This is a genomic window from Nakamurella lactea DSM 19367 (assembly GCF_000426645.1).
Taxonomy (GTDB): Bacteria; Actinomycetota; Actinomycetes; order Mycobacteriales; family Nakamurellaceae; genus Nakamurella; species Nakamurella lactea.
The window spans coordinates 27,105-48,932 of sequence record NZ_AUFT01000016.1 but is presented as its reverse complement, the minus strand read 5'-3'; the positions used below and the strand labels follow the sequence as shown (position 1 = coordinate 48,932).

Here is a 21,828-nt window from a genome sequence, read left to right as displayed (position 1 = left end):
TCGTCCCGGCCCGGAGCCGTCGGCGGCCGCGATCGGTCCCGCGGCGGTCAGTCGCCGGCCGACCGGGCTGCCGGGACGGGCAGATCGATGTCCAGTTCGATGGCGAGTTCGCGGGCGCGCTGTTCCAGGGTTGCTGCCTCGTCGCGGTCGGCGGACAGTCCGCGCTGCCGCAACACTTCCGCCAACAGACTGGCGGCGAACACCACCGAGGGACGCAGGCCAACGGCTTGGTACCGGTCGACGCAGTGACGCAAATGGTCGACCGCGGCGTCGAATTCGCCGGCGGCGGCCGCCAGCGCGCCGAGCGCCTCGTCGACCAGCCCCAGGTAGATCACTCCCGTGCCACCGAACACCAGTTGGCCGGCATAGGGCTCGAGCCGGCCGCGCAGCTCGGCGATGGCTTTCCGATCACCGAGTGCCGACCAGAGTCTGGCCCGTCCCACCATCAGCGGGAGCCAGAGGTAATCCGCCGGCGGTGACTGTTGTTCGCTCCATGGACCGACCACCATCCTCGCCTCCTGGAGCCGGCCGCTGATTGCCAGGGTCAATGCCTGCAGCTCGCGGAGCCCGGTCGACGGCGTACTGGCAACGGCGTTGCGCAGCAACGGTTCCACCGTGTGCGGCCGGCCCTGCAGCCAGCCTCGGGTCCAGTCGTGCAGCACGGACAGGTCCGCGCCGGTCATCTCGACGAGCCGGTAGAAGTCAGCCGTCCGAACGTCTGCGGCCGCACCGGCGGCGAAGTCGCCGGAGATGGTCGTCAGCAGCGCCCTGGCCCAGCCGATCACCACCATCACCGGGACAGCACCTTGCTGCTCGGCAAGCTCCCAGGCCCGGCCAAGGTCGGCGCGGCCCTCGGCGATGCGGCCGAGGCCGACCCGATCACACCCGCGGCTGCACAGCGCCCGGGCCGACCGGGTCCGATCACCGAGACGCTCGGCCAGCGCCACCGCCTCGGTCACCACGGCCAGCCGCAGTTCTGCCAGTTCGGGCCGCTCTAAGGCGGCGTGCGCCAACAGCAGTGCATCCAACAGTTCCTCGGGGGTACCGACCCGTCGCGCGATCCGGATGGCGTCGGTGGCCAGGGCGACGCTGCGGCCCGGATCGTCCGGCAGGTAGTAGGTCTCGACGGCCAGCGCGCCGGACAGTCTGGCCCGCAACATGTCCCGATCGGCGGGCAGCGCCTGCAGCACTCGGGTGAACAGCTCGACGGCGGTCGGTAGATAGGTCCCGTAGTCCCGCCAGATCCAGATCGTCTCGAGCGTCATCACCACCAGCGCTTCGGCCGCGGCGACCGGTTCGCCGGCCGCCAGGGCAAGCTCGGCGGCCGACCGAACTGCCTGCCAGGCCTGCCTTTCCCGACCCAGCCGGCGGTGCGCCGTCGCCAACCCGAGCTGGATCCGGTAGTGCTGCGACCAGGCCGTCGCCGGATTCCCGGCCGCCTCGTCGGCCGCCGCATACCACCGTGCCGCCTCCTCGTCGGCAGCCCTGGCGGCGGCGACTTCGGCCGCCCGACAGCACCACCGCACGGCATCCGGAGCGCGGTGCGGCTCGGACGCTCGAAAGTGTCGGGCGAGTTCGGCTGCGTGCTCGTCACCGGTCGCCCGCAGTTCGAGCATCGCGTCGCCGATCCGTTCGTGCCACCCGGCCCGGCCCGCTGGCGCCAGCCGTTGATAGATGGTCTCCGAAATCAGCGCGTGCGAGAACCTTTGGCGCTCACGCGGAGTGACGATCAGCCCGGCTTGCCGAGCATCGTCGATGGCCTTGTCCAACCGATCCGGTGGCAGCCCGATCGCCTGCCGCAGCACGTCGACCGAGAAGTGTCGGCCCATCACCGACGCCGCCTCCAACAGCTGCAGGGCATCCGGGCCGAGTACCTGCAGACGGCCACGCACCATGTCGATGACGCCATCGGGAACCGTCGTGTCCGCGGCAGCCGCCGGGTCGGTCACAGCCCCCCGCGCGACCAAGAGGTCGAGCAGCTCTCCGGCGGCGAACGGATTCCCGTCGGTCCGCTCGGCGATGATGTCGATCACCCGTTGATCCGGGCGGATGCCACACCGCCGCTCGGCGAACTCGGCCAGCGCATCCGGAGCCAATCCTGATAGGGCGATCCTGGTCGGACGGCAGCGCGCCAACGCAGCCATCGTCTGGGTGAACGGGCCGTCGTCCACCAGTTCCGGATCGCGGATCGTGATCAGTAGCGCCACCGGCAGTTTCGGCAGGGCAGCCGCGATGCGGCGGAGCAGCCGGCAGCTGTCGGCGTCCGCCCACTGCAGGTCTTCGAGCAGGATGACGATCGGCCGCGCGGACATCCGTCCGGCGTCCCCGAGCAAGGCGATCATCGCGGTCGCGAGCCGGAAGACGGCAGACCCTGTGTCCACCGGCCGGTCGAGTCCGGCCGTGCCCGACCGTGCACCGGCGGCTCGGGCGCCGAGTGGGGCCAGGTCGTCATCGAGGCCGTCATCGCGGCCGTCCGATATCGGGTTCGGCGGCCCGCTTCGCAATCCGCAGACCACTTCGCTCCACGCCCACAACGGCGGCGCGTCACCCTCGGCGTCCCACGCACCCCGGACGGTGGTCGCACCGCCGGCCGCCGCCGCCCCGACGGCGGTTTCCGCCAGCAGGGACTTGCCGATCCCCGCCGGGCCGGTGATCAGCAGCAGCCGGCCATGTCCGTCAGCGGCATCCCGGACGGCCGCATCGATGGCGGCCAGGTCCGGGTTGCGACCGACCAACTGGTCGCCCTCCATCGCTCCGCTCGTGTCCGCCGGGGGCGAGGCCGGAACGGGGATGACGGCGACCGTAGCCCCATCGAAGGCATCCGGCTGCCGGCCGCCGGCGGCCAGCAACGTCCCGTCGTCCTGTGCAAGGACTGCGGCCTCGACGGCGCGCAGCGCCGGGCCCGGGTCGACGCCCAGCCGATCGGCCAGCAGGGCGCGCGCCCGCCGGAGCGTGGACAGCGCCTCACCCTGGCGCTGCGCGCGATAGTGCGCGATCGCCAGCAGCCCCCAGGCGCGTTCGCGAAATGGTTGCTCGGCTACGACTTTCTCCAGTTCACCGACCGCCCTGTGGTGCGCACCCAGGTCCGATTCGAGCTGCCACCGATACTCGACGGCGGTCCACCGCAGCTCGGTGAGCCGGGCCGCCTCCGCCGTGACAGCGGTGGCAGTGGCGGCAAGCCCGTGGTAGGCGGCGCCGCGCCAGAGCGCCAGTGCGCCGTCGACGACAGCGATCGCCTCATCCGGTCGAGCGGCGTTCGCCTGGTGCACCAGCGCGACGAACCGGTCGGCGTCGACGGAGCCGGGCGGCAACAGCAACTCGTAGCCGGCGCCGCGGGTCACCAGCATCGTCGGCCGGGTCCGGGGCGGCCGGTGTGGTTCCAGCTCGCGGCGCAGGTTGGCGACGTAGCTCTGCACCGACGCCATCACCTTGGCCGGCGGTTCGTCACCCCAGAGCTGGTCGATCAACCGGTCGATCGGCAGCGCGGAGCCCCCGGCGACGAGCAGCAGGGCGAGCAGGGTCCGCTGTTTGATGCCGCCCAACTCGAGCGGGCGCGCACCGTCCCGCACCTCGATCGGCCCGAGCACCCTGACCTGCACCGGAACAGCGTAAATCCGGCACCGCGATCCGGTCAGCACATCGTGGTCGGGACATCCGGGGCTGGAGATCCAGGGCTGGACATCCGGGCGTCCCAGTCGTTCCCCAGTGGGCTCCAAGCGACGGTGGGTCTGCTGGTCGAACACCGGCTCGGTCCATCGGGCCGAACGTCCGTCCCAGGAGTTTCAATGACCCGCATTCTGATCACCACCATGCCGATGGCCGGCCACCTGCAGCCGCTGGCACCGTTGGCCGCCCGACTCGTCGCCGACGGTCACGACGTGCTCTGGTACACCGGCCGCAAGTACGGTCCGGCGGTCGAGCGCACCGGCGCCCGCTTCCAGCCCTATGCGCTCGAGCTGGACTGGGACGACGCCCGGCTGTACGAGCGCCCGGCCGGCACCGGGCTCAAGCAACTGCGCGCCGACATCCGGGACGTGTTCATCCTGCCGATTCCGCAGCACATGGCCGATCTCGCCGCGGTTTTCGACGAGTTCGCACCGGAGGTCATCGTCGCCGAGCAGGGCTTCATGGCCGGGCCGCTGGCCGGCGAACAGCGCGGCATCGGCAGTGTGGTGGTGGCGATCTTGCCGCTGGGCATCACCAGCGTCGACACGGCGCCGTTCGGTCTGGGCAAGCCACCGGCCACCGACGCGGTGGGTCGGCTGCGCAACCGGCTGCTGAACGCGATGATGAAGAAGGTCGTCTTCGGTGAAGGTCAACAACTGGCGGAGCGGCTGCGGCGGGAGGCGGGACTGCCCGCGCTGTCGGACTACTTCATGGACTGGGGAGTCCGCGTCGCCGAGCGTTACCTGTCGGTGAGCATCCCGGAGATCGAGTACCCGCGTCGCGACCTGCCGGCCAATGTCAGCTTCGTGGGACCGATGCTGCCGGAGCCGGGCGAGCGACCGGCCCTGCCGTCCTGGTGGGGCGATGTCGCGACGGCCCGCGCCGCCGGGCGGCCGGTCGTGCTGGTCACCCAGGGCACCATCGCCACCGACCCGAACAACCTGGTGCTGCCCAGCGTGCGCGCGCTCGCCGGTGACGACGCGCTGGTGGTCGGTACCACCGCCGGGTACGACCCCGCCGTCGTGCTGCCGGTCGATCAACGCCCGGCCAACCTGCGGCTGGAGGCCTTCGTCCCGTTCACCGAGCTGTTGCCGATGACCGACCTGATGATCACCAACGGCGGCTGGGGCGGCGTCCAGATGGCGCTGGCGCACGGCGTTCCGCTGATCGTTGCCGGCACCACCGAGGACAAGATGGAGGTGAGCGGGCGGGTCCGCTGGTCGGGCGCCGGCCTGACGCTGGACACCGACACGCCTTCGGTTGCACAGCTGACGGCGGCCGTCGGCACGGTCCTGGGGACCGACAGCTACCGCGAATGCGCTCGCCGATTGATGAAGGCCTACGCCAGGTACAGCGACGCCACCGAGCGGGCCGCGGCGCACGTGTTGGCGGTGGCGGACCGGACGGCGGACGCAACAGCCGCCCGGGCGCAGTCGGCGTAGCTGGCGGTCAGCGGGTGATGTCTGTCCTTGCGCCAGGCGAGGCCGAGCCGGGAGGGCGGTAGGCCGGTGACGGGCCGCGTCACGACTCCGCCGCGGGTCAGTGACGGTGCGTTGCCGCTGGCGATCAGGCACATGCCGCGGCCGTCGACCAGGAATTCGTAGGTCTCGTCCGGGGACGTGATTTCGGCGGCGACGATCGGTTCCGTGCCATGGCGATGGGCGGTGCCGAGCCAATAGTCGCGCAACGGCCCGGCGCTCTTGGGGAGCGCGAGGAACGGTTCGTCGGCCAGTTCGTCGAAGGCGATCGTCTCTCGAGCGGCGAGCGGATGCTGGTCCGACATCGCCACCAGGCAGGGTTCTTCGACCAGCACGGTCCACACGTACCGGCTCGGGGTCGGCATGGGCAGCCAGACGAATGCCACGTCGCTCTCGTCCGCGGCCAGACCCGCTGTCGAGTCGAGCCAGCTGACCTGCCGGAGAGTGAGGGTGGTGTCGGGATGTTGCCGGGTGAACCGGTGGTGGATCGCAGACAGGAGCCCGTCTCGCCCGGGGCTGGTGCTCATCCCGACCACCAGCGTCGAGCGTCGTTCGGTCCGGATCCGCTCGACCGCCGCAGTGGCGAGGTCCCATTCGGCGATCAGGCGTCGAGCGTGTGGGAGTAACGCCTCTCCCGCCGGCGTGAGCCGCACGTCGCGCCGGCGCCGCTCGAAGAGCTCCGATCCGAGTGTTCGCTCCAGCATGCTGACCTGCTTGGACAGGGCGGGTTGGGAGATGTAGAGACGCTCGGACGCGCGGGTGAAGTGAAGTTCCTCGGCCACTGCGACGAAGTACCGCAGGTCCCGCAGATGGACATCCATCACCAATGGCTATCACACCAGGTATTGGACAGCCATCCGGTCCGCGCCGACGCTGATCTGATGGAACGGACGCAGGACCAGAGCCCGCCTGGGCGCCGTGTCTGGCTCGTGACCGGCGCCGGCAGCGGCTTCGGGCGGGCCATCGCGCAGGCGGCGATCGCGGCGGGTGATGTCGTGGTGGCCACCGCGCGGCGCCGCTGCGCACTCGAAGACCTGGTGGCCGAGCATCCCGATCGGGTCGATGCCGTCCAGCTCGACGTCACTGACGCGACCCGGATCGACGCGGTCGTGGATGCCGCGGTGGAGCGGCATGGGCGCATCGACGTGCTGGTCAACAACGCCGGTCGCACCCACGTCGGTGCCGTCGAGGAGACCAGCGACGCCGAGCTGCGGTCGCTGCTCGACGTCCACCTGTTCGGTCCCGCCGCGCTGGTCCGGGCCGTCCTGCCGCACATGCGTTCGCGCCGGTCGGGAACGATCGTGCAGATCAGCAGCATGGGCGGCCAGCTGTCTTTCGCCGGCTTCTCGGCCTACAGCGCCAGCAAGTTCGCGCTGGAGGGACTCTCTGAAGCGTTGGCCGACGAGGTCAGACCGTTCGGGATCACGGTGCTGATCGTCGAGCCCGGCTCGTTCCGCACCGGACTGTTTGCGCACGGCAGCCATAGCCCGACCACCGAGACCTACTCGGACTCGGTGGGGCCCACCCGCGACATGGTGCGGACCGCCGACGGCACGCAGCCCGGCGACCCCGCCAAGGCAGCCAGGGTGATCCTGGCCGTGCTCGAATCCGACGACGCCCCGCTACGCCTGCCACTCGGAAGCGACGCGGTTGATGCCATCGCGGCCCACCTCGACACCATCCGCACCGACCTCACCGCCTGGGAGAAGATCGCCCGCGATACCGCATTCGGGAAAACGCCGTCGCTTCGGTGACCTGACCCAGGCAGCCGGGGCCCGTTCGCGTCAGACGTGCTGTCGCCCGGCAGCCAGATGCAACGCAGCGGCGAGGGCTGTCAGCTGAGGCTGAAGTTGGCGCTGACCACCTGGCCCGAGTTGAGGGTGAGGTTCACCCGGTAGCAACCAGGGGAACCGGGAGTCGCCCAGTTGTAGATGTACTGCTCGGCCGTCATGTCGTAGCGCAGGCTTGTCCCGCCGGAGCTGGTCGCCGGCAGGTCGCTGCTGGCGGAGCCGAGCGATGCGCACGAGATGGACTGGTACCTGACTGAGCCGATGGCGCTCAGCGTGCTGATGTGCGCGCCGGCAGCGTCGGCCAACCGCCACTTCAAGGGGTAGGTGCGTCCGGCGTGCCCTTCATTGACGACCGGCGGGTTCGCGACCGGAGGCAGGAAGCCGTCGAGCCGATAGGCGACGGAGTAGTTGATGGTCGTTGTGCCGACCAGGCCGTCCTGGCTCGTGGCGATCACCGTGTAGGTGTGGCTGCCCACCGTCGAGGTGTCCAGCATGCCCGGCGAGTTCGAGCCGTTGGAATCGGTGCAGCCGGAGAGCCCGGGGCCGTAGACCCCTTCTGCGCAGGAGAAGCTGGTCGGCACCGACTCTCCGACGGTGTACGTCTTCCCGACGGCCGGCGAGGAGATCGTCGCCGCAGGCGGCCTGGGCGGATAGGCGACGGTGCCCGAGAAGCTGGCTCCGATCACATGCATGGTGAACGGGTCACCGGGTGCCAACGTCCCGTACGTCGGATAGCACGAACCCAACGAGAAGACGATCTTGTCGTCCGAGTAGGACGAGATCACCACCCCGATCCAGTCGGACGCACGAGGCTGACCCGCCCCCGCCGTCCACCCCTCCGCCGTCAACGTGTCATCCAGATAGAAGTTCGCACCATAGTTGCCGCCGAGGTTGCCCCCGCAGTTCGCGCCGTACGTCGCCGGATCCTGAACCGCACCGAGAGCAGACACCGTTCCGAACCCGGAACCGTTCACCGTGACCGTCGGAGAGGAAGGGCTTCCAGAGACCGACACCGAGCTGATCGCCGGGTATAGGACGGTTCCGGAGAAGCTGGCGCCGATCACATGCATGGTGAACGGATCACCGGGTGCCAACGTCCCGTACGTCGGATAACACGAACCCAACGAGAAGACGATCTTGTCGTCCGAGTAGGACGAGATCACCACCCCGATCCAGTCGGACGCACGAGGCTGACCCGCCCCCGCCGTCCACCCCTCCGCCGTCAACGTGTCATCCAGATAGAAGTTCGCACCATAGTTGCCGCCGAGGTTGCCCCCGCAGTTCGCGCCGTACGTCGCCGGATCCTGAACCGCCCCGAGAGCAGACACCGTTCCGAACCCGGAACCGTTCACCGTGACCGTCGGAGATGACGGATCTCCGGAGAAGTACACCGAGGTGATCGAGGGCAGCACCGCTGCGGCGGCCGCGCTTGGGACGACGAATAGGCCGCTGAAGGCCAGCGTGACGGCGGCGAGCAGCGTGACGACGCGCCGTCCGGCTCGCCATGAATCCGTGTTCACGGAACGAACGGCTCCGCGCGTCGATGCGGAGGCCATTGGATTGCCGCGCCTGCGGCGACGTTTGAGGGTCATGTGGCAACAAGACCATCACACCGACCCTGCGCGCGTCGGACCTAGCTCCCAATTTGTCGGGCAGGTCGCCCGCTCAGGGTCCTCGCGCTGACAAGCACGACGCGACTCATCTGACAAGCACGTCGCGACTCATCACACGGTGGAGCTGAGGAGAATCGATCCCGGCGCCAAATAACGTATGGAGGACCGGACGAAAAGCGTGTCCGGTCCTCCATACCTTGGTGGAGCTGAGGGGAATCGAACCCCTGACCTCTTCGATGCGAACGAAGCGCGCTACCAACTGCGCTACAGCCCCTTGCCACGCCCGCCGGGGCGAACGCACGGTAAGGATATCAGCCCCGCCGGGTCCAGATTCCACTCGCGTGACCCGCCGGATCGGGGCCATCCCGCCGACTCGGGGCGTTCCTCCCCGCCGCACACCGTCCACCGATAACGGCGCCGCCGACTCGGAGAGTTCCTCCCCGCCGCAAGCGATCCAACCACCCGCCGGCAGGACCCGGTCGTGTTCAGGCGGCGCGGTAGCACTCGCCCTGCAGCACCGGGACGGCGACCGAGGTGCCGAACTCGGCGGCCAGGGCGATCTCGTCACCGTGGCCGTCGGCGATCAGCTCCCGGCCGGACGCGCAGGCCGCCAGCGACCCGGGCAGGGTCCGCTGCGCCGTCCGGTAGGCGGCGATGGCCGCCTGCGCCTCGGGTGACGGCAGCCCACCCAGCGCGTTGAGCACGGCGCCCGCCCCCCACAGATCCTCGACTGCCGGTCGCAGCACGTCACCCGGCCACCGTTCGCCGGCCGCCACCACCGCGATCGGCGAACCGGCCGCATGCCGCTGCACCCAGAGCGCCACCGCGGGCGCATTGCGCAGGCACGCCCCGACCACGGTCGCCCCGCGCTCGGACAGCGCCCGTGAGATGGCCGACCCGTTGGGCGACGGCAACACCAGCCGGCCGCGTTGCGCCAGCGCGCCGCCGGGCTGCAGGGCCGACCTGATCGACAACGGCGACAGGCTCACCCCGGCCGACCCCGCCTCACTCCGGCCGACCGCCAGCACCGCCTGTTTGGACGCCGCGAAGCTCGCCGCAGAGGCATCGCGGAAGCGGTACGGGTACACCTCGATGCCGGCCTCGACCGCCACCGACAACGCTGTGGTGAACGACAGAACATCCACCACGACAACGACATCGGCGCCTTCGGAGATGGCGATCGCGCCCTGCAGGCCCCAGTCGAAGCGGACCGAGGCGGAGGTCTGTGCGTACGGCTCCCCCGCCGTCGGTCCCGAACGGCCCACCCGAGATGTCACTGGCCCGCGGCACGCCGGTAGACGACGGGTTCGTAGTGGTCCAGGTCGTCGAACGCCGGATCGTCGTCGTCCAGATCCACGACGGTGCCGACCTTGCGGTGCATCGGTGGTAGCTGCGACGACCGGGCGGCCGGCCGCCGCGCGGGGCCGTGGCCGGCGGCCGCCGGGCGAGAGCGATGGGGCGCCGGGCGTGCGGCCGCCGACCGATCGGACCGGTACGGGGACACCGGATCAGCCTCGCGACGGGCGGCCGGCCGGATCTGCAGGGCCCGCTGCATCCTGGCACGCCGGCGCGCGGAGATCTCCCGCTCGATCCGCACCTGACGGCTCAGATAAGTCAGGTAGCCGACCAGCACCAGCCCGGTGACGGCGGCGCCGATCCACAGCTTGTCGCTGATCCCGACCATCGCGCCGGCAACCAGTCCGCCGGTCAGCAGCACCAGCAACAGGGTGACGAACCGGCGGCGGCGGTACCGGAACGCCGCGGTGGCCGCGTCGTGCTCCGGGTCGAAACCACCGCGCCCGGGCCGGTGCGCCGGTGATCCGGCGGGCGCGCTCGCACGCTGCGCCGGCCGCCGGCGATGCGGCTCGGCCATCGACGCGGTGTGCGCGGATTCCCACTCGTCCGCCGCGTCGTACTCGTGATCGTCGGCGGCGACGTCAGCCGCGCCGACCGCGCGCCGAACGTCGTGGCGAACGTCGTGGCGGACATCGCGATCGAAGTCTTCCTCGGTGAGCTGCTGGCCGGCGAAGTCGTCATCGAAGTCCTCGCCGGCGAAGTCCTCATCGGCGAAGTCGTCGTCGCGATCGACCAGCGCCTCCACCAGATCGCCGTCAGCATCGTCGTTCTCGTCGGCGAAGTCGTCGTCATACCGGTCGTCGGCAGCGGCGTCGAAGTGGTCGTCAGCCACGAGATCGTCCTCCTCGTCGGAGTCGTGTCGTCGGTGCACCCTGGGCCGGCGCAGCCGGGCCGCGCGGCGCAGCACCCGGAAACCCGCCGCGCCGTCGTCGGTCTCCGGCACGGCCTCGCGGCTGCGGGCGAACATCGGCACCAATACCCACAACCAGGCGACAGCCAGTAGAACAAGGATCAGGGATGTGGGCAGGTTGGGCATCTTCCCCTGCTCCTCTCGTGCTCGCGTCCGGCCGGATCGGGCGGGGTGTCCACCGAAGCGCACGAACGCCGACGGGTCGACGCTCAACGCATCGGCCGGAAGAGTGACACCACTGCCCTCTGGTCACGCTAGTCACACGAGCCCCACCGACCACGCAGACACGCGGAGGCCTACGCCTGGAGCATGGCCACCAGGCCACCGGGGACCTCGTCGGCGGTGAGGGCGAACAACAGATGATCGCGCCACCCGCCGTCGATGTCCAGGTACCGCCGGAGCAGTCCCTCCTGCCGGAAACGGAGGTGGGCGACCACCTTCTGGCTCGCCACGTTCGCCGGCGCGATGGTCGCCTCCACCCGGTGCAGCCCCTCGGCGCCGAAGGCGTGGTCGACGGCCAGCGCCACCGCCGCGGTCGCCACCCCGTGCCCGAACAGCTCCGAGTCGACCCAGTAACCGACCCAGCCCGATCGCAACGCCCCACGCTGGATGCCGCCGAAGGTCACCTGGCCGGCGAACTTCTCGTCCACCACGATCGCGAACGCGATCGCCTCCCGCCGCACCGCCGCGGCCCGCAGCTGGGTGCGATGACGTCGCCATTCACCCCGGGTATGACGCCTCTCCCAGCTCAGCGCGCTGGTCACGTCCCACGGCCGCAGGAACTGCTCGTCACGGATCCTGATGCTGCGCCAGGCATCCGCGTCCGACCGCAGCAGCGGACGCAGCGCCACCTCGCCTGCCCGGCTGGGCACCGGCCCGAGACCTCCCGTCCGCACGACCATGGTGGATTACGGGCGCTGCGCCAGGAACGACACCGTCACCTCGACGCCGGTGGGCAGCTCGGTGGTGTCCTCGTCGATCAGCACCAGGCAGTTCGCCTCGGCCAGCGAGGCCAACAGATGGGTGCCGCCGGCACCCAGGATGTGCACCAGGTATTCGTCGTCGTCATCGCGCATCAGCTGGCCGCGGAGGAACTGCCGGCGACCGGCCGGCGAACTGATCGGAGCGAGCGTGCGGGCGGTGATAGTGCGTCGATAAGGGTTGCGGCGCCCCAGCATCACCCGGATGACCGGCCGGACGATCACCTCGAAGACCACCAGGGACGACACCGGATTCGCCGGCAGCAGGAACACCGGCACCTTGTGATTGCCACCGCCGAGCAGCCCGAACGCCTGGGTGGACCCCGGCTGCATGGCGACCCGGGTGCGATCGATGCTGCCGAGTTCGGACAACGCCTCGCCGACCCGCTCGGCATGCCGGCCGCCGGCGCCGCCGGCGATCACCAGCATCTCGGACACCAGCAGCCGGCCCTCGACCAGCTCGGCCAGCCGCCGCGGGTCGTCGTCGACGATGCCGACCCTGGTGACGTCCGCGCCCGCATCCCGGGCGGCCGCGGCCAACGCGAACGAGTTGACGTCGTAGACCTGTCCGGGTCCCGGGGTACGGGAGACGTCGACCAGCTCGTCGCCGACCGAGACGATCGTCACCCGCGGTTTGGGGTGCACCAGCACCTTGTCCCGCCCGACGGCAGCCAACAGCCCGACCTGGGCGGCGCCGATGAAGGCGCCGGACCGGACCGCGACGTCCCCGGGCTGCACGTCCTCGCCGGTGCGCCGGACGTAGTCGCCGGAGCCGACCGACCTGGTGATGTCGACCCTGGCGCCGGCCGGCCGACCGGCGGACAGCGGGACCACCGCATCGGCGATCGTCGGCAGCGGCGCCCCGGTGTCGACGTAGACGGTCTGGCCGGGCTGCAGGCGGTGCGCAGACCGGGACCCGGCGGCGATCTCGCCGACCACCGGCAGCGACACCGGCACGCTGGTCGAGGCCTGCCGGACGTCGATGGACCGGACCGCGTAGCCGTCGACGGCGGCCTGGTCGAAGGCGGGCAGCGCCGATGACGCGACCACCTCCTCGGCACAGAGCAGGCCCTGCGCCTCCGAGATGGCCACCCGGACCGGCGGCGGGGTCACGGCCGGAGCCAGCACCATGTCCAGTTGTTCGGCGACGGAACGCATCGGCACGGGTTCGGTCACCTCCGGGTCTGGGCCACGACTGGTTCGGCTGACTGGTTTGGCTGACGGCGTCCGCCGGACTGCTTTCGCCGACAGGCTCGTCGGAAACCCACGCTATCTGCTGCGGCGCGCAAGGATGGACGGACCCGCGGTGTCCCGATCGGTTCTACCGTGTCCGGGTGTCCCATCACCATTCGAGGGCGGCCTCGACGACGGCGGCGAAGGCCGAGCAGCGGCGGATGGCGGTGGCCCGCCGGCGGGCCAGGTCGCCTGAGCACATCGCGGCCGCCCGGGCAGCGATCGCCGAGCACCTGATGGCCTACCTGACCGGATCGGCGCAACCGGCCGCGGGCGGGGTGATCGCCGGCTATCTCCCGCTGCCGAGCGAACCGCTGGATCCGCGGCTGCCGTCCCGATTGGCCACAGCCGGCTTCCGGGTGCTGCTGCCGGTGGCGTCCGCCGGGGCCGCGCTGAACTGGGCCGAGTACTCCGGCGAGTCACGCACCGGGGACTTCGGCATCCAGGAGCCGGTCGGTGAGTTGCTCGGGATCGACGCGGTGGCCGACGCCGTCGCGGTACTGGTGCCGGCCCTGCTGGTGGACGCCAACGGCGTCCGACTGGGGCGGGGCGGCGGGCACTACGACCGCACGCTCGGCGGCGCTCGGGGGGAGTCGATCGCGGTGATCTTCGACGACGAGTGGGTCGACGAGCTGCCGGCCGAGCCGTTCGACGTGCCGGTGACGGCGGTGGTGACCCCGGGCGCCGGCGTGCGCCGGGTGATCGGCTCCGGGTGATCACCGCCGGGTGACCCGCTGATTTCTTCGTCACACCCGACGCGGAACAGCGCAGCCGTCAGTTGCGTTGGAACGTGTTGAATTGGCAATCTTGCAGGTAGAGTGCCAACGCTGAGCTTGGCCGTTGGAGGTCCGTGTGCCCACTTACCAGTACGCCTGTACCGCTTGCGAACACCGCTTCGAGGCAGTGCAGAAGTTCACCGACGATTCGTTGACCGTCTGCCCCGAGTGCGCGGGTTCGCTGCGCAAGGTCTACGGCTCGATCGGCGTCGTCTTCAAGGGCAGCGGCTTCTACCGCACCGACTCCCGCGGCGGGCCCGTCGCGCCCGGCGACGGTGGCGCGAAGTCGGAGAACTCCGCCGAGAAGGCCTCCAAGCCCTCCGAGAAGTCGGGTAGCTCGTCCGACGGCGGTTCGTCCGGCAGCGGTACTTCCGGCAGCGGTACTTCGGCAAGTGGCACTTCCGGCAGCGGTTCCTCGGCCGGTGGCGCTTCCGGCGCATCGTCCTCGAAGTCCGGCTCGTCGTCGTCAGCTGCCGGTTCGAAGAAGTCGTCGACGTCCGCGGTTCCGGCCTGACCGAATCCACGGCCGGGCCACCGGCCGCGGGCGGTGCGACGCTATTTCCGGCCGAACAGCCAGTAGGCGGCCGAGTTACCCGTGTTCAATGCACTGGCGACGCGCCAGACCTGCTTGCTGCCGCGCACCCGTTCCGCGGGGCGGCGACTCAGGTCGCGCCAGGTCAGGGCGCACACCGCAACATGTAGCGCCAGGATCGCAGTCAGCAGCAGGGGGTCCGGCTTCTTCTTGCTCATCCACCCAGTGTGAACCAGCCCGCCCCGAGCCGATCCGGCACACTGGGGTATGGCGCGACGAGCGGCGGGGCAGTTGGCGATCGGCTGCCTGCTGTTGGTGGGCGGCTGCGGTACGCCGGCCACCGGCCCGTCACCGACCCCCGCGCCGTCGACCACCGGCGCCACCTCATCCGGCGGCGTGACCACACCCCCGACGTCATCGGCAGTGCCATCATCGGCAGCCCCGACGTCGACCCCGACAACAACAGCGCCGTCATCGGCGGCATCCGGCGAGCCGTCGCCGCCCGTCGGTTCCTCGTCAACAGCGACGCCGCCGTCGTCGGCCCGGCCGGTGCCGGCCGAGCTGACCGCGGCCGACCTGGTGACCGGCCTGTCCACGCCGTGGGGCATCGACTTCCTGCCCGACGGCACCGCGCTGGTGACCAGCCGAGACGACGCCACCATCACCGCTGTGCGAGAGAACGGCGACACCACCGACGCCGGCCGGGTGGACGGGGTGAGCCCCGGCGGCGAGGCCGGGCTGCTCGGCCTGGCGGTCTCCCCCGGCTACCCGACCGATCACACGGTCTTCGTCTACTACACCGCCGACAACGACAACCGGATCGCCGCGTTGACGCTGACCGACGGCAGCGTCTCCGCCCAGCACGACATCGTGACCGGGCTACCGAGGGCCGCCAACCACGACGGCGGTCGGATCATCTTCGGACCCGACAAACTGTTGTACGTCGGCGTCGGCGACGCCGGGAACCCCTCCGGCGCACAGGATCTGAGCTACCTCGGCGGCAAGATCCTGCGACTGAACCCGGACGGCACGGGAGCCGACGGCAACCCGTTCCCACAGGCTCCGCTGGTCTACAGCTACGGGCACCGCAACGTGCAGGGGCTGGCCTTCGATTCCGCGGGCCGGCTGTGGGCGGCCGAGTTCGGGCAGAACACCTGGGACGAACTCAATCTGATCAGGGCCGGCGGCAACTACGGCTGGCCGAACACCGAGGGTCTGACGAACGACCCGAAATACGTGTCACCACAACGGGTCTGGGCCACCTCGGAGGCCTCGCCGAGCGGCATCGCGATCTGGCGCGGCTCGGTGTGGATGGCCGGGCTGCGGGGTCAGACGCTGTGGCAGATCCCGATCACCGGGACGGCGTCGACCACGGATGCGGCGGCGCCGAACCAGACCGGGGAGCCGATCGCCCACTTCGCCCAGCAGTACGGCCGGCTCCGCACGGTGGTGGTGGCGCCGGACGACAGACTGTGGTTCACCACGTCCAACACCGACGGCCGCGGTTCGCCGCGACCCGGCGACGATCGGATCCTGCGGATCCCGGGCTGACGACTTGTCCACACCGCACAGGCTGTCCACAACGCTGGGCCGACGCGCGGCGGGTAGCCCTGTGCCCGGCCTACCGTCGCCCGATGACACAGAACCGAGAGGTCAGCGCTCTCCAGCCGCGACGACTCGATCGGTTCACCGGGCCGTTCCGGGCCCGCCGGCGGGGCGGCCGGCGGGCCCGGGTGGTCCGGCGCGCGGTGGCGGTTCTGCTGCTGCTCGCCGCCGCCGCGGTGACGCTGGTCCGGCCCGAATCGGACCGGCCAGGGGTGGTGGCGGTGGCCGTCAGCCACGATCTGGCCGCCGGTGACGTGCTCGGGGACGACGACCTGCAGCTGCGCACGGTGCCGGCCGTGCCGGACGGCGCGCTGACCGATCGGGCCGCGGCCCGCGGCCGGACGCTGTCCGGCGCGATCCGCCGGGGCGAGCTGCTGACCGATGCGGCGGTGGTGGCGACCGGCGGCCCGGATCCGGGCCCCGGCCGGGTGGCGGTGCCGATCCGATTGGCCGACCCGGCGGCCGCTGCACTGCTGCAACCCGGGGTGCACGTTGCGGTCCTGGTGGTCGACGACGGCGGTTCACCCCGAAGGCTGACGGCCGACGCTGTTGTACTCGCCGTGCCCGGCACCGCGACGGCGAGCCAGAACGGCAACCGGATCGGCGTATCGGCAGGTGAGAGCGGTCGACTGGCGATCCTCGCGGTCCCCGAGTCGGACGCCGATCAGCTGGCGGCGGCGGCGCTCGCCGGCGACATCGCCGTGAGGTTCACCTGATGGGGTGAGACGGGCCGGTCACCACGCCGAGGCCCGCAGGGGTGACATCCTCGATCGCGCTGTGTAGTGATCGCAGGTGAGGGACCACGATTCGCCGTGCTGGGCGGTCGCGGGGCGCGCCGAACGACGGAGCCGGAATTCCCAGCTAATTCTCATCTTGTGTGTACTCTCCGAGCCGCAGCCCAATGGGCTCCGATACCCGCGGAGCCCCACAGAAAGGAGAGCCCGTCATGGTCAAAGGCTTCAGAGACTTCATCATGCGTGGGAACGTCATCGAGTTGGCGATCGCGGTCGTCATCGGTGTCGCGTTCCAGGCAATGGTCGACTCGTTCGTGTCGGCGTTCATCACCCCGCTGCTGAACACCTTCGGCGGGGCCAGCTCGAACGGTCTCGGGTTCAGCTTCCGTAGCTCGACGCCCGCGCTGGCCGAAGCGACCTACGTGAACATCTCCGCCATGATCAACGCGATCATCGTGTTCCTGCTGACCGCCCTGGTCGTCTATCTCGCGCTGGTTCTGCCGATGAACAAGCTGGCCGAGCGCAAGGCCGCCAAGCGGGCCGCCGCCGGCATCGTCGACGATCCGGAGCCGCCCTCGCAGGAGGAGCTGCTGGCCGAGATCCGCGACCTGCTGAAGGCTCAGCAGCGCAACTGAGAGTCCGCGCCCGGCAGGCCCGGGCGCCCGCGGGGAACTCTCCGGCAGTCGGATGCACTGGAACCGGCCGTCATGCCACGATCACCGATCGTGGTGTGGCGGCCGGTTCTCTGCGTACCAGGCCGCGCTGTATCCCTGCTCGCCGTCACCCCAGTGGCGTTCGTCGCCGGTCGTCTCCGGCAGCAGGCCCTCCGCAATGGATTCGGCGAGCCGATGGCGCACGGCCCGCTGCCGAGCGGCACGGCCGGTCTCCACCGCCCGGTCGGGGCCGGTCTCCGCCGCCCGATCGGGGCCGGTCTCCGCGGCCCGGTCGGGGCCGGCTTCCGCGCCCGCCGCGGTCTCGGGTTCGTCCGGTTCGGGCGTCACCCCACCCGAACGCGAATCGCCCGGTAGATTCATCTCGTCAGCCTGCCACAGGCGCACTACCTGCGAGAATGCGAGGACCGATCGTGAGCTTCATCGATAAGGCCAAGGAACTGGCCGAGGACGCCGGCGAGAAGATCAAGGACGCAGCGGAGACTGTGGGCGACAAGGTTTCCGAGGTTGCCGGTCCGGCGTGGGAGAAGACCAAGGACGTCGCCGAGTCCGTCGGCGAAAAGGTTTCCGACGTTGCCGGCGATCTGAAGGACAAGGTGTTCGGTGACGGGGATCCGGCCGACAAGGTCGCGGCTGCCGGCTCGGACGTCAAGGACGCCGCAGCCGACGCCGGCGAGGCAGTCTCGGACGCGGCGGCCGACGCCGCCGACAAGGTCTCGGACGCGGCGGCCGACGCCAAGGACGCCGCCGGCGACGCGATCGACGACGCCAAGGACTCCTGAGCCGCACCGCAAGATCCCGTCAGCCCCCGCGCCGGTCGACACCGGACGGGGGCTGACGGCGTTCAGCGGCCGTTCAGCCTCAGTCCAGCACGGGGTCGGACAGCTGATCGATCGTGTAGGTGGCCAGCGGGATCAGCGTTGCCAGGCTGTCCCGGATGGCGGCCCTGGAACCGGCGACGTTCGCGATCAGGGTCGATCCGGAGACCCCGACCATGCCGCGGGAGACCACCGCGTCGGTGACCCCGGCCGTCATCCCCGACCAGCGCAGCGCCTCGGCGATGCCGGGCAGCGCCCGGTCGACCACCTCTTCGGTGACGTCCGCGACCACGTCCCGGGGGGTGACGCCGACGCCGCCGACGGTGACGATCAGGTCGACGCCGCCGATCACGCCGGTGTTCAGCGCCGAACGGATGTCGACGGCCTCGCTGGGCACGGCGACGGAGCCGTCCACCACGAAACCTGCCTCGCCGAGCAGTTCGGTGACCAGGGCGCCGGCGCCGTGGTCGTCGTCGCCGTGCACAAGTTCGTCGGAGACGGACACGATGAGCGCCCGTCCGACCGGGCCGGTGGTGGTCAACTCGGGCCTCCAAGATGTGTCTGCCGCGGGTGAATGCCCGGCGGCTGGGCCGGCCCAGCCTATCCACCCCAGGTGTGGTTTCCCGAGTGGGTCCTGTGAGTTCGTTGTGGACCGCTGTGCCGGCCGGACCGAGCGGCGGTCAATCGCCGAGGAATGCGACCGCCGCGGACCGGAACACGCCGGCCGGGACCGCGCTGATGTGGTCGCGGCGCGGGATCTGCAGGTAATCGGCATTCGGCAGCGAGGCCGCCAGGTGTTGCGCGCCGGCGGCCAACGCGTCCCGCTCGCCGGAGGCGAACAGGATCGGCTGCCCCGGCCGGCCGGGGGCCACCGGGGCACCGGCGAGTCCCCCGACCAGGGCCAGCAGGGCAGCCGGATCGGTGTCGCGGCCGGCCCTGATGATCTGCACGATGCGCCGGGTGTCGGCGGGCAGCTCGCCCTCGTCGTCGATCGCCGGATCATCCGCCCCGGCCGGCGCCAGCGCGTGCCGCAGCAGCGGTTCGTCCACCCCGTCGAACAGCGCCCGTCCGTCGAAGCCGCCGAGCACGGCCCGGCGCGGCCGGCCGGCCGCCGTCGGGTCGCCGTCAGCCGCCCCGTCCCGGGCCGTGAGCAGCTCCCAGCCGATCCTGGCGCCCAGCGAGTAGCCGAGCAGATCCACCGGGCCGGCCGGCTCGCCGAACGCGGCGATGCCGGCCTCGACGATCCGGACCAGCCCGCCGAGGGTGTAGACCGCCGGATCCGTCGGGGTGTCGGACCGGCCGTGGCCGAGCAGGTCCGGCGCGATGACGAACCGACCGGCCCTGACCTGTGCGGTCAGGTGCCCGGTGACCTGCCAGGTACCGACCGCGGACGAGCCGAAGCCGTGCACGGCCAGCACCGGCGGCCGGTCGCCCGGGATACCGGCGGTCAGCACCGAGATCCGGTGCCCGTCCACCTCGATCTCGTGCCGCTGGGTCGACAATTCGCCGTGGCGCATCGGACCAGTGTGGTCCAGCGATCCGATCGCCCATCGGCCACCCGGGTTCGCGGGCCCTCTTGCGGTTATCCGATAGCTGCAAGAGAGCCCGCGAACCGAAGCGCCGGCCGGGGCGCTACTGTTCCACCGTTCACCAGCCCGAGCCCGAGCCTCGCCGGAGGATGCATGGCCAACCGCCGCACCACATCCAGGGATCTGGCACAGATCGCCGTATTCGCCGCACTGATCGCCGCGCTCGGCCTGCCCGGCACCCTGTACATCGGCGGCAACGCCGTCCCGATCACCCTGCAGACGCTCGGCGTGATGCTGGCCGGCGCGCTGCTCGGCGCCCGTAAGGGGTTTCTCGCGGTGGCCGTCTTCAACCTGCTGGTGCTCTGCGGGCTGCCGCTGCTGGCCGGTGGCCGAGGCGGCCCGAACGCCGTCTTCGTCTCCCCGGCGGCGGGCTACGTCTGGGGATTCATGCTGGGCGCGTTGGTGATCGGCGCGCTGACCCGGCGCATCCTGCCGGCCTATCCGCTGTGGCTGGGGATCATCGTCACGGCGCTCGGCGGCATCGTGGCGATCTACGCGATCGGCATCCCCTGGACCGCGATCCGAACCGGGCTACCGCTGTGGACGGCGGTGGCCAACTCCGGCATCTACCTGCCGGGAGATGCGATCAAGGTGGTGGTGACCGCTTTGGTCGCCAAGCAGGTGCACCGGGCGTACCCGGGGCTGATTCCGCTCCGCCGCCCGGCCGCGACCGTGAGGGACGTCGCGACCCACCGGTGAGCGGTGAAGCACGGTGAGCGGCGAAGCACGGTGAACGGCACCCACGGTTCCGGCAACTGGCGGCCGGCGCTACGGCCCGGCAGCATCGAGCCGACCCGGCCGGCCATCCAGTGGACCGGGCAGCAACTCGACTACCGGGAGTTCGGCGCGCGGGTACGGGCGGCCGGTCATCTCGACGCCGACGATGGTCCGGGCGCCGGTGGCGCGACCGGCGCCAGCGGGGTGGTGGATGCCAGCCGGCTGCCGGTACCGGAGCAACTCGTCGCGGTGTTCGCCGCCGCGGCCACCCGGCGGGCGGTCTGGCTCGCCGACCCGGCCCAGCCCATCCCCACCACCGCGATCGGTCAGTCGCTACCGGCGGACGCGTTCCTGCTGGTCGGCACCTCCGGTTCGTCGCGAGCCCCGCGGGCAGTGGTGCGGACCCTCGGGTCCTGGACCAGTTCGTTCGCCGGGTACTCGGCGCTCACCGGTATCTGCGCCGACGACCGGGTGCTGCTGACCGGTCCGCTGTTCTCCACCATGCAGCTGTTCTCGGCGGTGCATGCACTGGCGATCGGCGCGACCGTCACCGACGACCCGGCGACGGCCACCACGGCGATCTGCGTGCCGACGGTCCTGGGCCGGTTGCTCCAGCTGCCGACCCCGGCCCTGCGTTCGGTCGTGGTGGCCGGCGCGGTCCTACCGGAATCCCTTGCCCGGCAGGCCATCTCGATGGGTCTGACGGTGACCGAGTACTACGGGGCGGCCGAGCTGTCCTTCGTCACCGCCCGCCGCTGGCCGGCGCCGCACGCGCCGTTCCCCGGGGTGACGGTGCGGCTCCGCGACGGGGAGCTCTGGTCCCGGTCCGACTTCCGGGCACTCGGCTACCTGACCGCCACCGGACTGGCCCCGGTCCAGCTGGATGCCGAGAAGTTCGCCTCCGTCGGCGATCTGGCCACCGTCGACGACGCCGGCGGGTTGCAGATCACCGGACGGGGAGACGCTGCCGTGACGGTCGGCGGCCGGACGGTGATCGCCGAAGATGTCGAGACCACCCTCGGCACCTTGGCGTCGGTGTCGGATGCGGCGGTGCTCGGCCTGCCGCACCCGCGGTTCGGCGAGCAGCTGATCGCCGTGGTGGTGCCGGCCCCCGGCGCCGACCTCGGCATTGTCCGGGCGGCCGCCAGGCTGGTGCTGCGGGGCGAATCGCTCCCGCGCCGGTGGCTGCAGGTCGACCGGATACCTCGGCGACCGAACGGGAAGATCGACCGCGGCGACACCCGACGCCTACTCCAGGACCGGCTGGCAGACCTTTGACAGTGGCCGCGCCGACGGGCACGCTGAGCTGGCCGGCGCCCCCTGGGCCCGACCCTCGTGACGGGAATGTGGTCCCGTCACA

General features: G+C 71.0%; 21 protein-coding genes and 1 tRNA gene. 10 read left to right on the top strand and 12 right to left on the bottom strand.

From position 1 onward, the window contains the following. Nucleotides 1-47: 47 nt before the first annotated feature. A complete protein-coding gene (locus tag K340_RS30545; RefSeq protein ID WP_161632115.1) occupies nucleotides 48-3,599 on the bottom strand; it encodes a BTAD domain-containing putative transcriptional regulator in 3,552 nt (1,183 codons plus the stop codon). 186 nt (nucleotides 3,600-3,785) lie between these two features. Between K340_RS30545 and K340_RS30540 the strand changes: the two genes are divergently transcribed. Further along, nucleotides 3,786-5,108 (top strand): glycosyltransferase, encoded by a 1,323-nt coding sequence (locus K340_RS30540; protein WP_037365040.1) that lies wholly within the window; start codon nucleotides 3,786-3,788, stop codon nucleotides 5,106-5,108. On the opposite strand, the gene K340_RS30535 is transcribed toward K340_RS30540, so the two are convergent. Then, nucleotides 5,006-5,965, bottom strand: coding sequence for a LysR family transcriptional regulator (locus K340_RS30535; RefSeq protein ID WP_084614513.1), 960 nt, complete (start codon nucleotides 5,963-5,965; stop codon nucleotides 5,006-5,008). The genes K340_RS30540 and K340_RS30535 overlap by 103 nt on opposite strands. 60 nt (nucleotides 5,966-6,025) lie before the next feature. Between K340_RS30535 and K340_RS0115575 the strand changes: the two genes are divergently transcribed. Beyond that, complete coding sequence (locus tag K340_RS0115575) at nucleotides 6,026-6,898, top strand: oxidoreductase (protein ID WP_051266543.1); 873 nt, start codon at nucleotides 6,026-6,028, stop codon at nucleotides 6,896-6,898. 80 nt (nucleotides 6,899-6,978) lie between these two features. Here K340_RS0115575 and K340_RS30530 read toward each other — a convergent pair whose 3' ends face one another. The 6 genes from K340_RS30530 to glp form a co-directional block, all read right to left on the bottom strand. Further along, nucleotides 6,979-8,454, bottom strand: coding sequence for a PxKF domain-containing protein (locus tag K340_RS30530; protein WP_029137390.1), 1,476 nt, complete (start codon nucleotides 8,452-8,454; stop codon nucleotides 6,979-6,981). A 291-nt stretch (nucleotides 8,455-8,745) separates the two neighbouring features. Then, nucleotides 8,746-8,821, bottom strand: a tRNA-Ala gene (locus K340_RS0115565). Between the two features lie 211 nt (nucleotides 8,822-9,032). Continuing rightward, the gene (locus tag K340_RS0115560; RefSeq protein WP_029137389.1) at nucleotides 9,033-9,812 is read right to left on the bottom strand and encodes a 2-phosphosulfolactate phosphatase; all 780 of its coding nucleotides are present in this window, start codon (nucleotides 9,810-9,812) and stop codon (nucleotides 9,033-9,035) included. Nucleotides 9,813-9,820: 8 nt separating this feature from the next. Next, a complete protein-coding gene (gene sepX, locus K340_RS34415; protein ID WP_029137388.1) occupies nucleotides 9,821-10,939 on the bottom strand; it encodes a divisome protein SepX/GlpR in 1,119 nt (372 codons plus the stop codon). 170 nt (nucleotides 10,940-11,109) lie between these two features. Then, the gene (locus K340_RS0115550; protein ID WP_245599578.1) at nucleotides 11,110-11,685 is read right to left on the bottom strand and encodes a GNAT family N-acetyltransferase; all 576 of its coding nucleotides are present in this window, start codon (nucleotides 11,683-11,685) and stop codon (nucleotides 11,110-11,112) included. Between the two features lie 36 nt (nucleotides 11,686-11,721). After that, nucleotides 11,722-12,951, bottom strand: a complete 1,230-nt coding sequence (gene glp, locus K340_RS0115545) for a molybdotransferase-like divisome protein Glp (RefSeq protein ID WP_051266542.1) — start codon at nucleotides 12,949-12,951, stop codon at nucleotides 11,722-11,724. Nucleotides 12,952-13,127: 176 nt separating this feature from the next. Between glp and K340_RS30505 the strand changes: the two genes are divergently transcribed. Together K340_RS30505 and K340_RS0115535 are read left to right on the top strand one after the other, a co-directional pair. Next, nucleotides 13,128-13,742, top strand: coding sequence for a 5-formyltetrahydrofolate cyclo-ligase (locus tag K340_RS30505; RefSeq protein WP_211229466.1), 615 nt, complete (start codon nucleotides 13,128-13,130; stop codon nucleotides 13,740-13,742). Nucleotides 13,743-13,878: 136 nt separating this feature from the next. Next, a complete protein-coding gene (locus tag K340_RS0115535) occupies nucleotides 13,879-14,316 on the top strand; it encodes an FmdB family zinc ribbon protein (RefSeq protein WP_029137385.1) in 438 nt (145 codons plus the stop codon). A 41-nt stretch (nucleotides 14,317-14,357) separates the two neighbouring features. Here K340_RS0115535 and K340_RS0115530 read toward each other — a convergent pair whose 3' ends face one another. Continuing rightward, nucleotides 14,358-14,552, bottom strand: a complete 195-nt coding sequence (locus K340_RS0115530) for a hypothetical protein (protein ID WP_029137384.1) — start codon at nucleotides 14,550-14,552, stop codon at nucleotides 14,358-14,360. A gap of 49 nt (nucleotides 14,553-14,601) precedes the next feature. Here K340_RS0115530 and K340_RS30500 point away from each other — a divergent pair, with 49 nt between their 5' ends. From K340_RS30500 to mscL, 3 genes are all read left to right on the top strand, one after another. Continuing rightward, nucleotides 14,602-15,885 (top strand): PQQ-dependent sugar dehydrogenase, encoded by a 1,284-nt coding sequence (locus K340_RS30500; RefSeq protein ID WP_084614512.1) that lies wholly within the window; start codon nucleotides 14,602-14,604, stop codon nucleotides 15,883-15,885. 83 nt (nucleotides 15,886-15,968) lie between these two features. Continuing rightward, complete coding sequence (locus K340_RS30495) at nucleotides 15,969-16,655, top strand: SAF domain-containing protein (RefSeq protein WP_051266487.1); 687 nt, start codon at nucleotides 15,969-15,971, stop codon at nucleotides 16,653-16,655. Between the two features lie 230 nt (nucleotides 16,656-16,885). Continuing rightward, a complete protein-coding gene (gene mscL / locus K340_RS0115515) occupies nucleotides 16,886-17,308 on the top strand; it encodes a large conductance mechanosensitive channel protein MscL (RefSeq protein ID WP_029137383.1) in 423 nt (140 codons plus the stop codon). A gap of 81 nt (nucleotides 17,309-17,389) precedes the next feature. On the opposite strand, the gene K340_RS36425 is transcribed toward mscL, so the two are convergent. Next, the gene (locus K340_RS36425; protein ID WP_154674290.1) at nucleotides 17,390-17,707 is read right to left on the bottom strand and encodes a hypothetical protein; all 318 of its coding nucleotides are present in this window, start codon (nucleotides 17,705-17,707) and stop codon (nucleotides 17,390-17,392) included. A 50-nt stretch (nucleotides 17,708-17,757) separates the two neighbouring features. On the opposite strand from K340_RS36425, the gene K340_RS30485 reads away from it, so the two are divergent. Further along, on the top strand, nucleotides 17,758-18,126 hold the full coding sequence (locus K340_RS30485) for a hypothetical protein (RefSeq protein ID WP_051266486.1): 369 nt from the start codon (nucleotides 17,758-17,760) through the stop codon (nucleotides 18,124-18,126). 79 nt (nucleotides 18,127-18,205) lie between these two features. Here the strand turns inward: K340_RS30485 and K340_RS0115500 are convergent, their stop codons facing one another. Both K340_RS0115500 and K340_RS0115495 read right to left on the bottom strand, forming a co-directional pair. Beyond that, complete coding sequence (locus K340_RS0115500; RefSeq protein ID WP_029137382.1) at nucleotides 18,206-18,703, bottom strand: MogA/MoaB family molybdenum cofactor biosynthesis protein; 498 nt, start codon at nucleotides 18,701-18,703, stop codon at nucleotides 18,206-18,208. A gap of 139 nt (nucleotides 18,704-18,842) precedes the next feature. After that, entirely contained in the window at nucleotides 18,843-19,679 is an 837-nt protein-coding gene (locus K340_RS0115495) for an alpha/beta fold hydrolase (RefSeq protein ID WP_029137381.1), read from the bottom strand. A gap of 165 nt (nucleotides 19,680-19,844) precedes the next feature. On the opposite strand from K340_RS0115495, the gene K340_RS30480 reads away from it, so the two are divergent. Together K340_RS30480 and K340_RS30475 are read left to right on the top strand one after the other, a co-directional pair. Further along, nucleotides 19,845-20,450: a biotin transporter BioY gene (locus tag K340_RS30480; RefSeq protein ID WP_051266484.1), complete on the top strand. Its 606-nt coding sequence runs from the start codon at nucleotides 19,845-19,847 to the stop codon at nucleotides 20,448-20,450. A gap of 30 nt (nucleotides 20,451-20,480) precedes the next feature. After that, nucleotides 20,481-21,746, top strand: a complete 1,266-nt coding sequence (locus tag K340_RS30475) for a class I adenylate-forming enzyme family protein (protein ID WP_051266482.1) — start codon at nucleotides 20,481-20,483, stop codon at nucleotides 21,744-21,746. Nucleotides 21,747-21,828 lie beyond the last annotated feature (82 nt).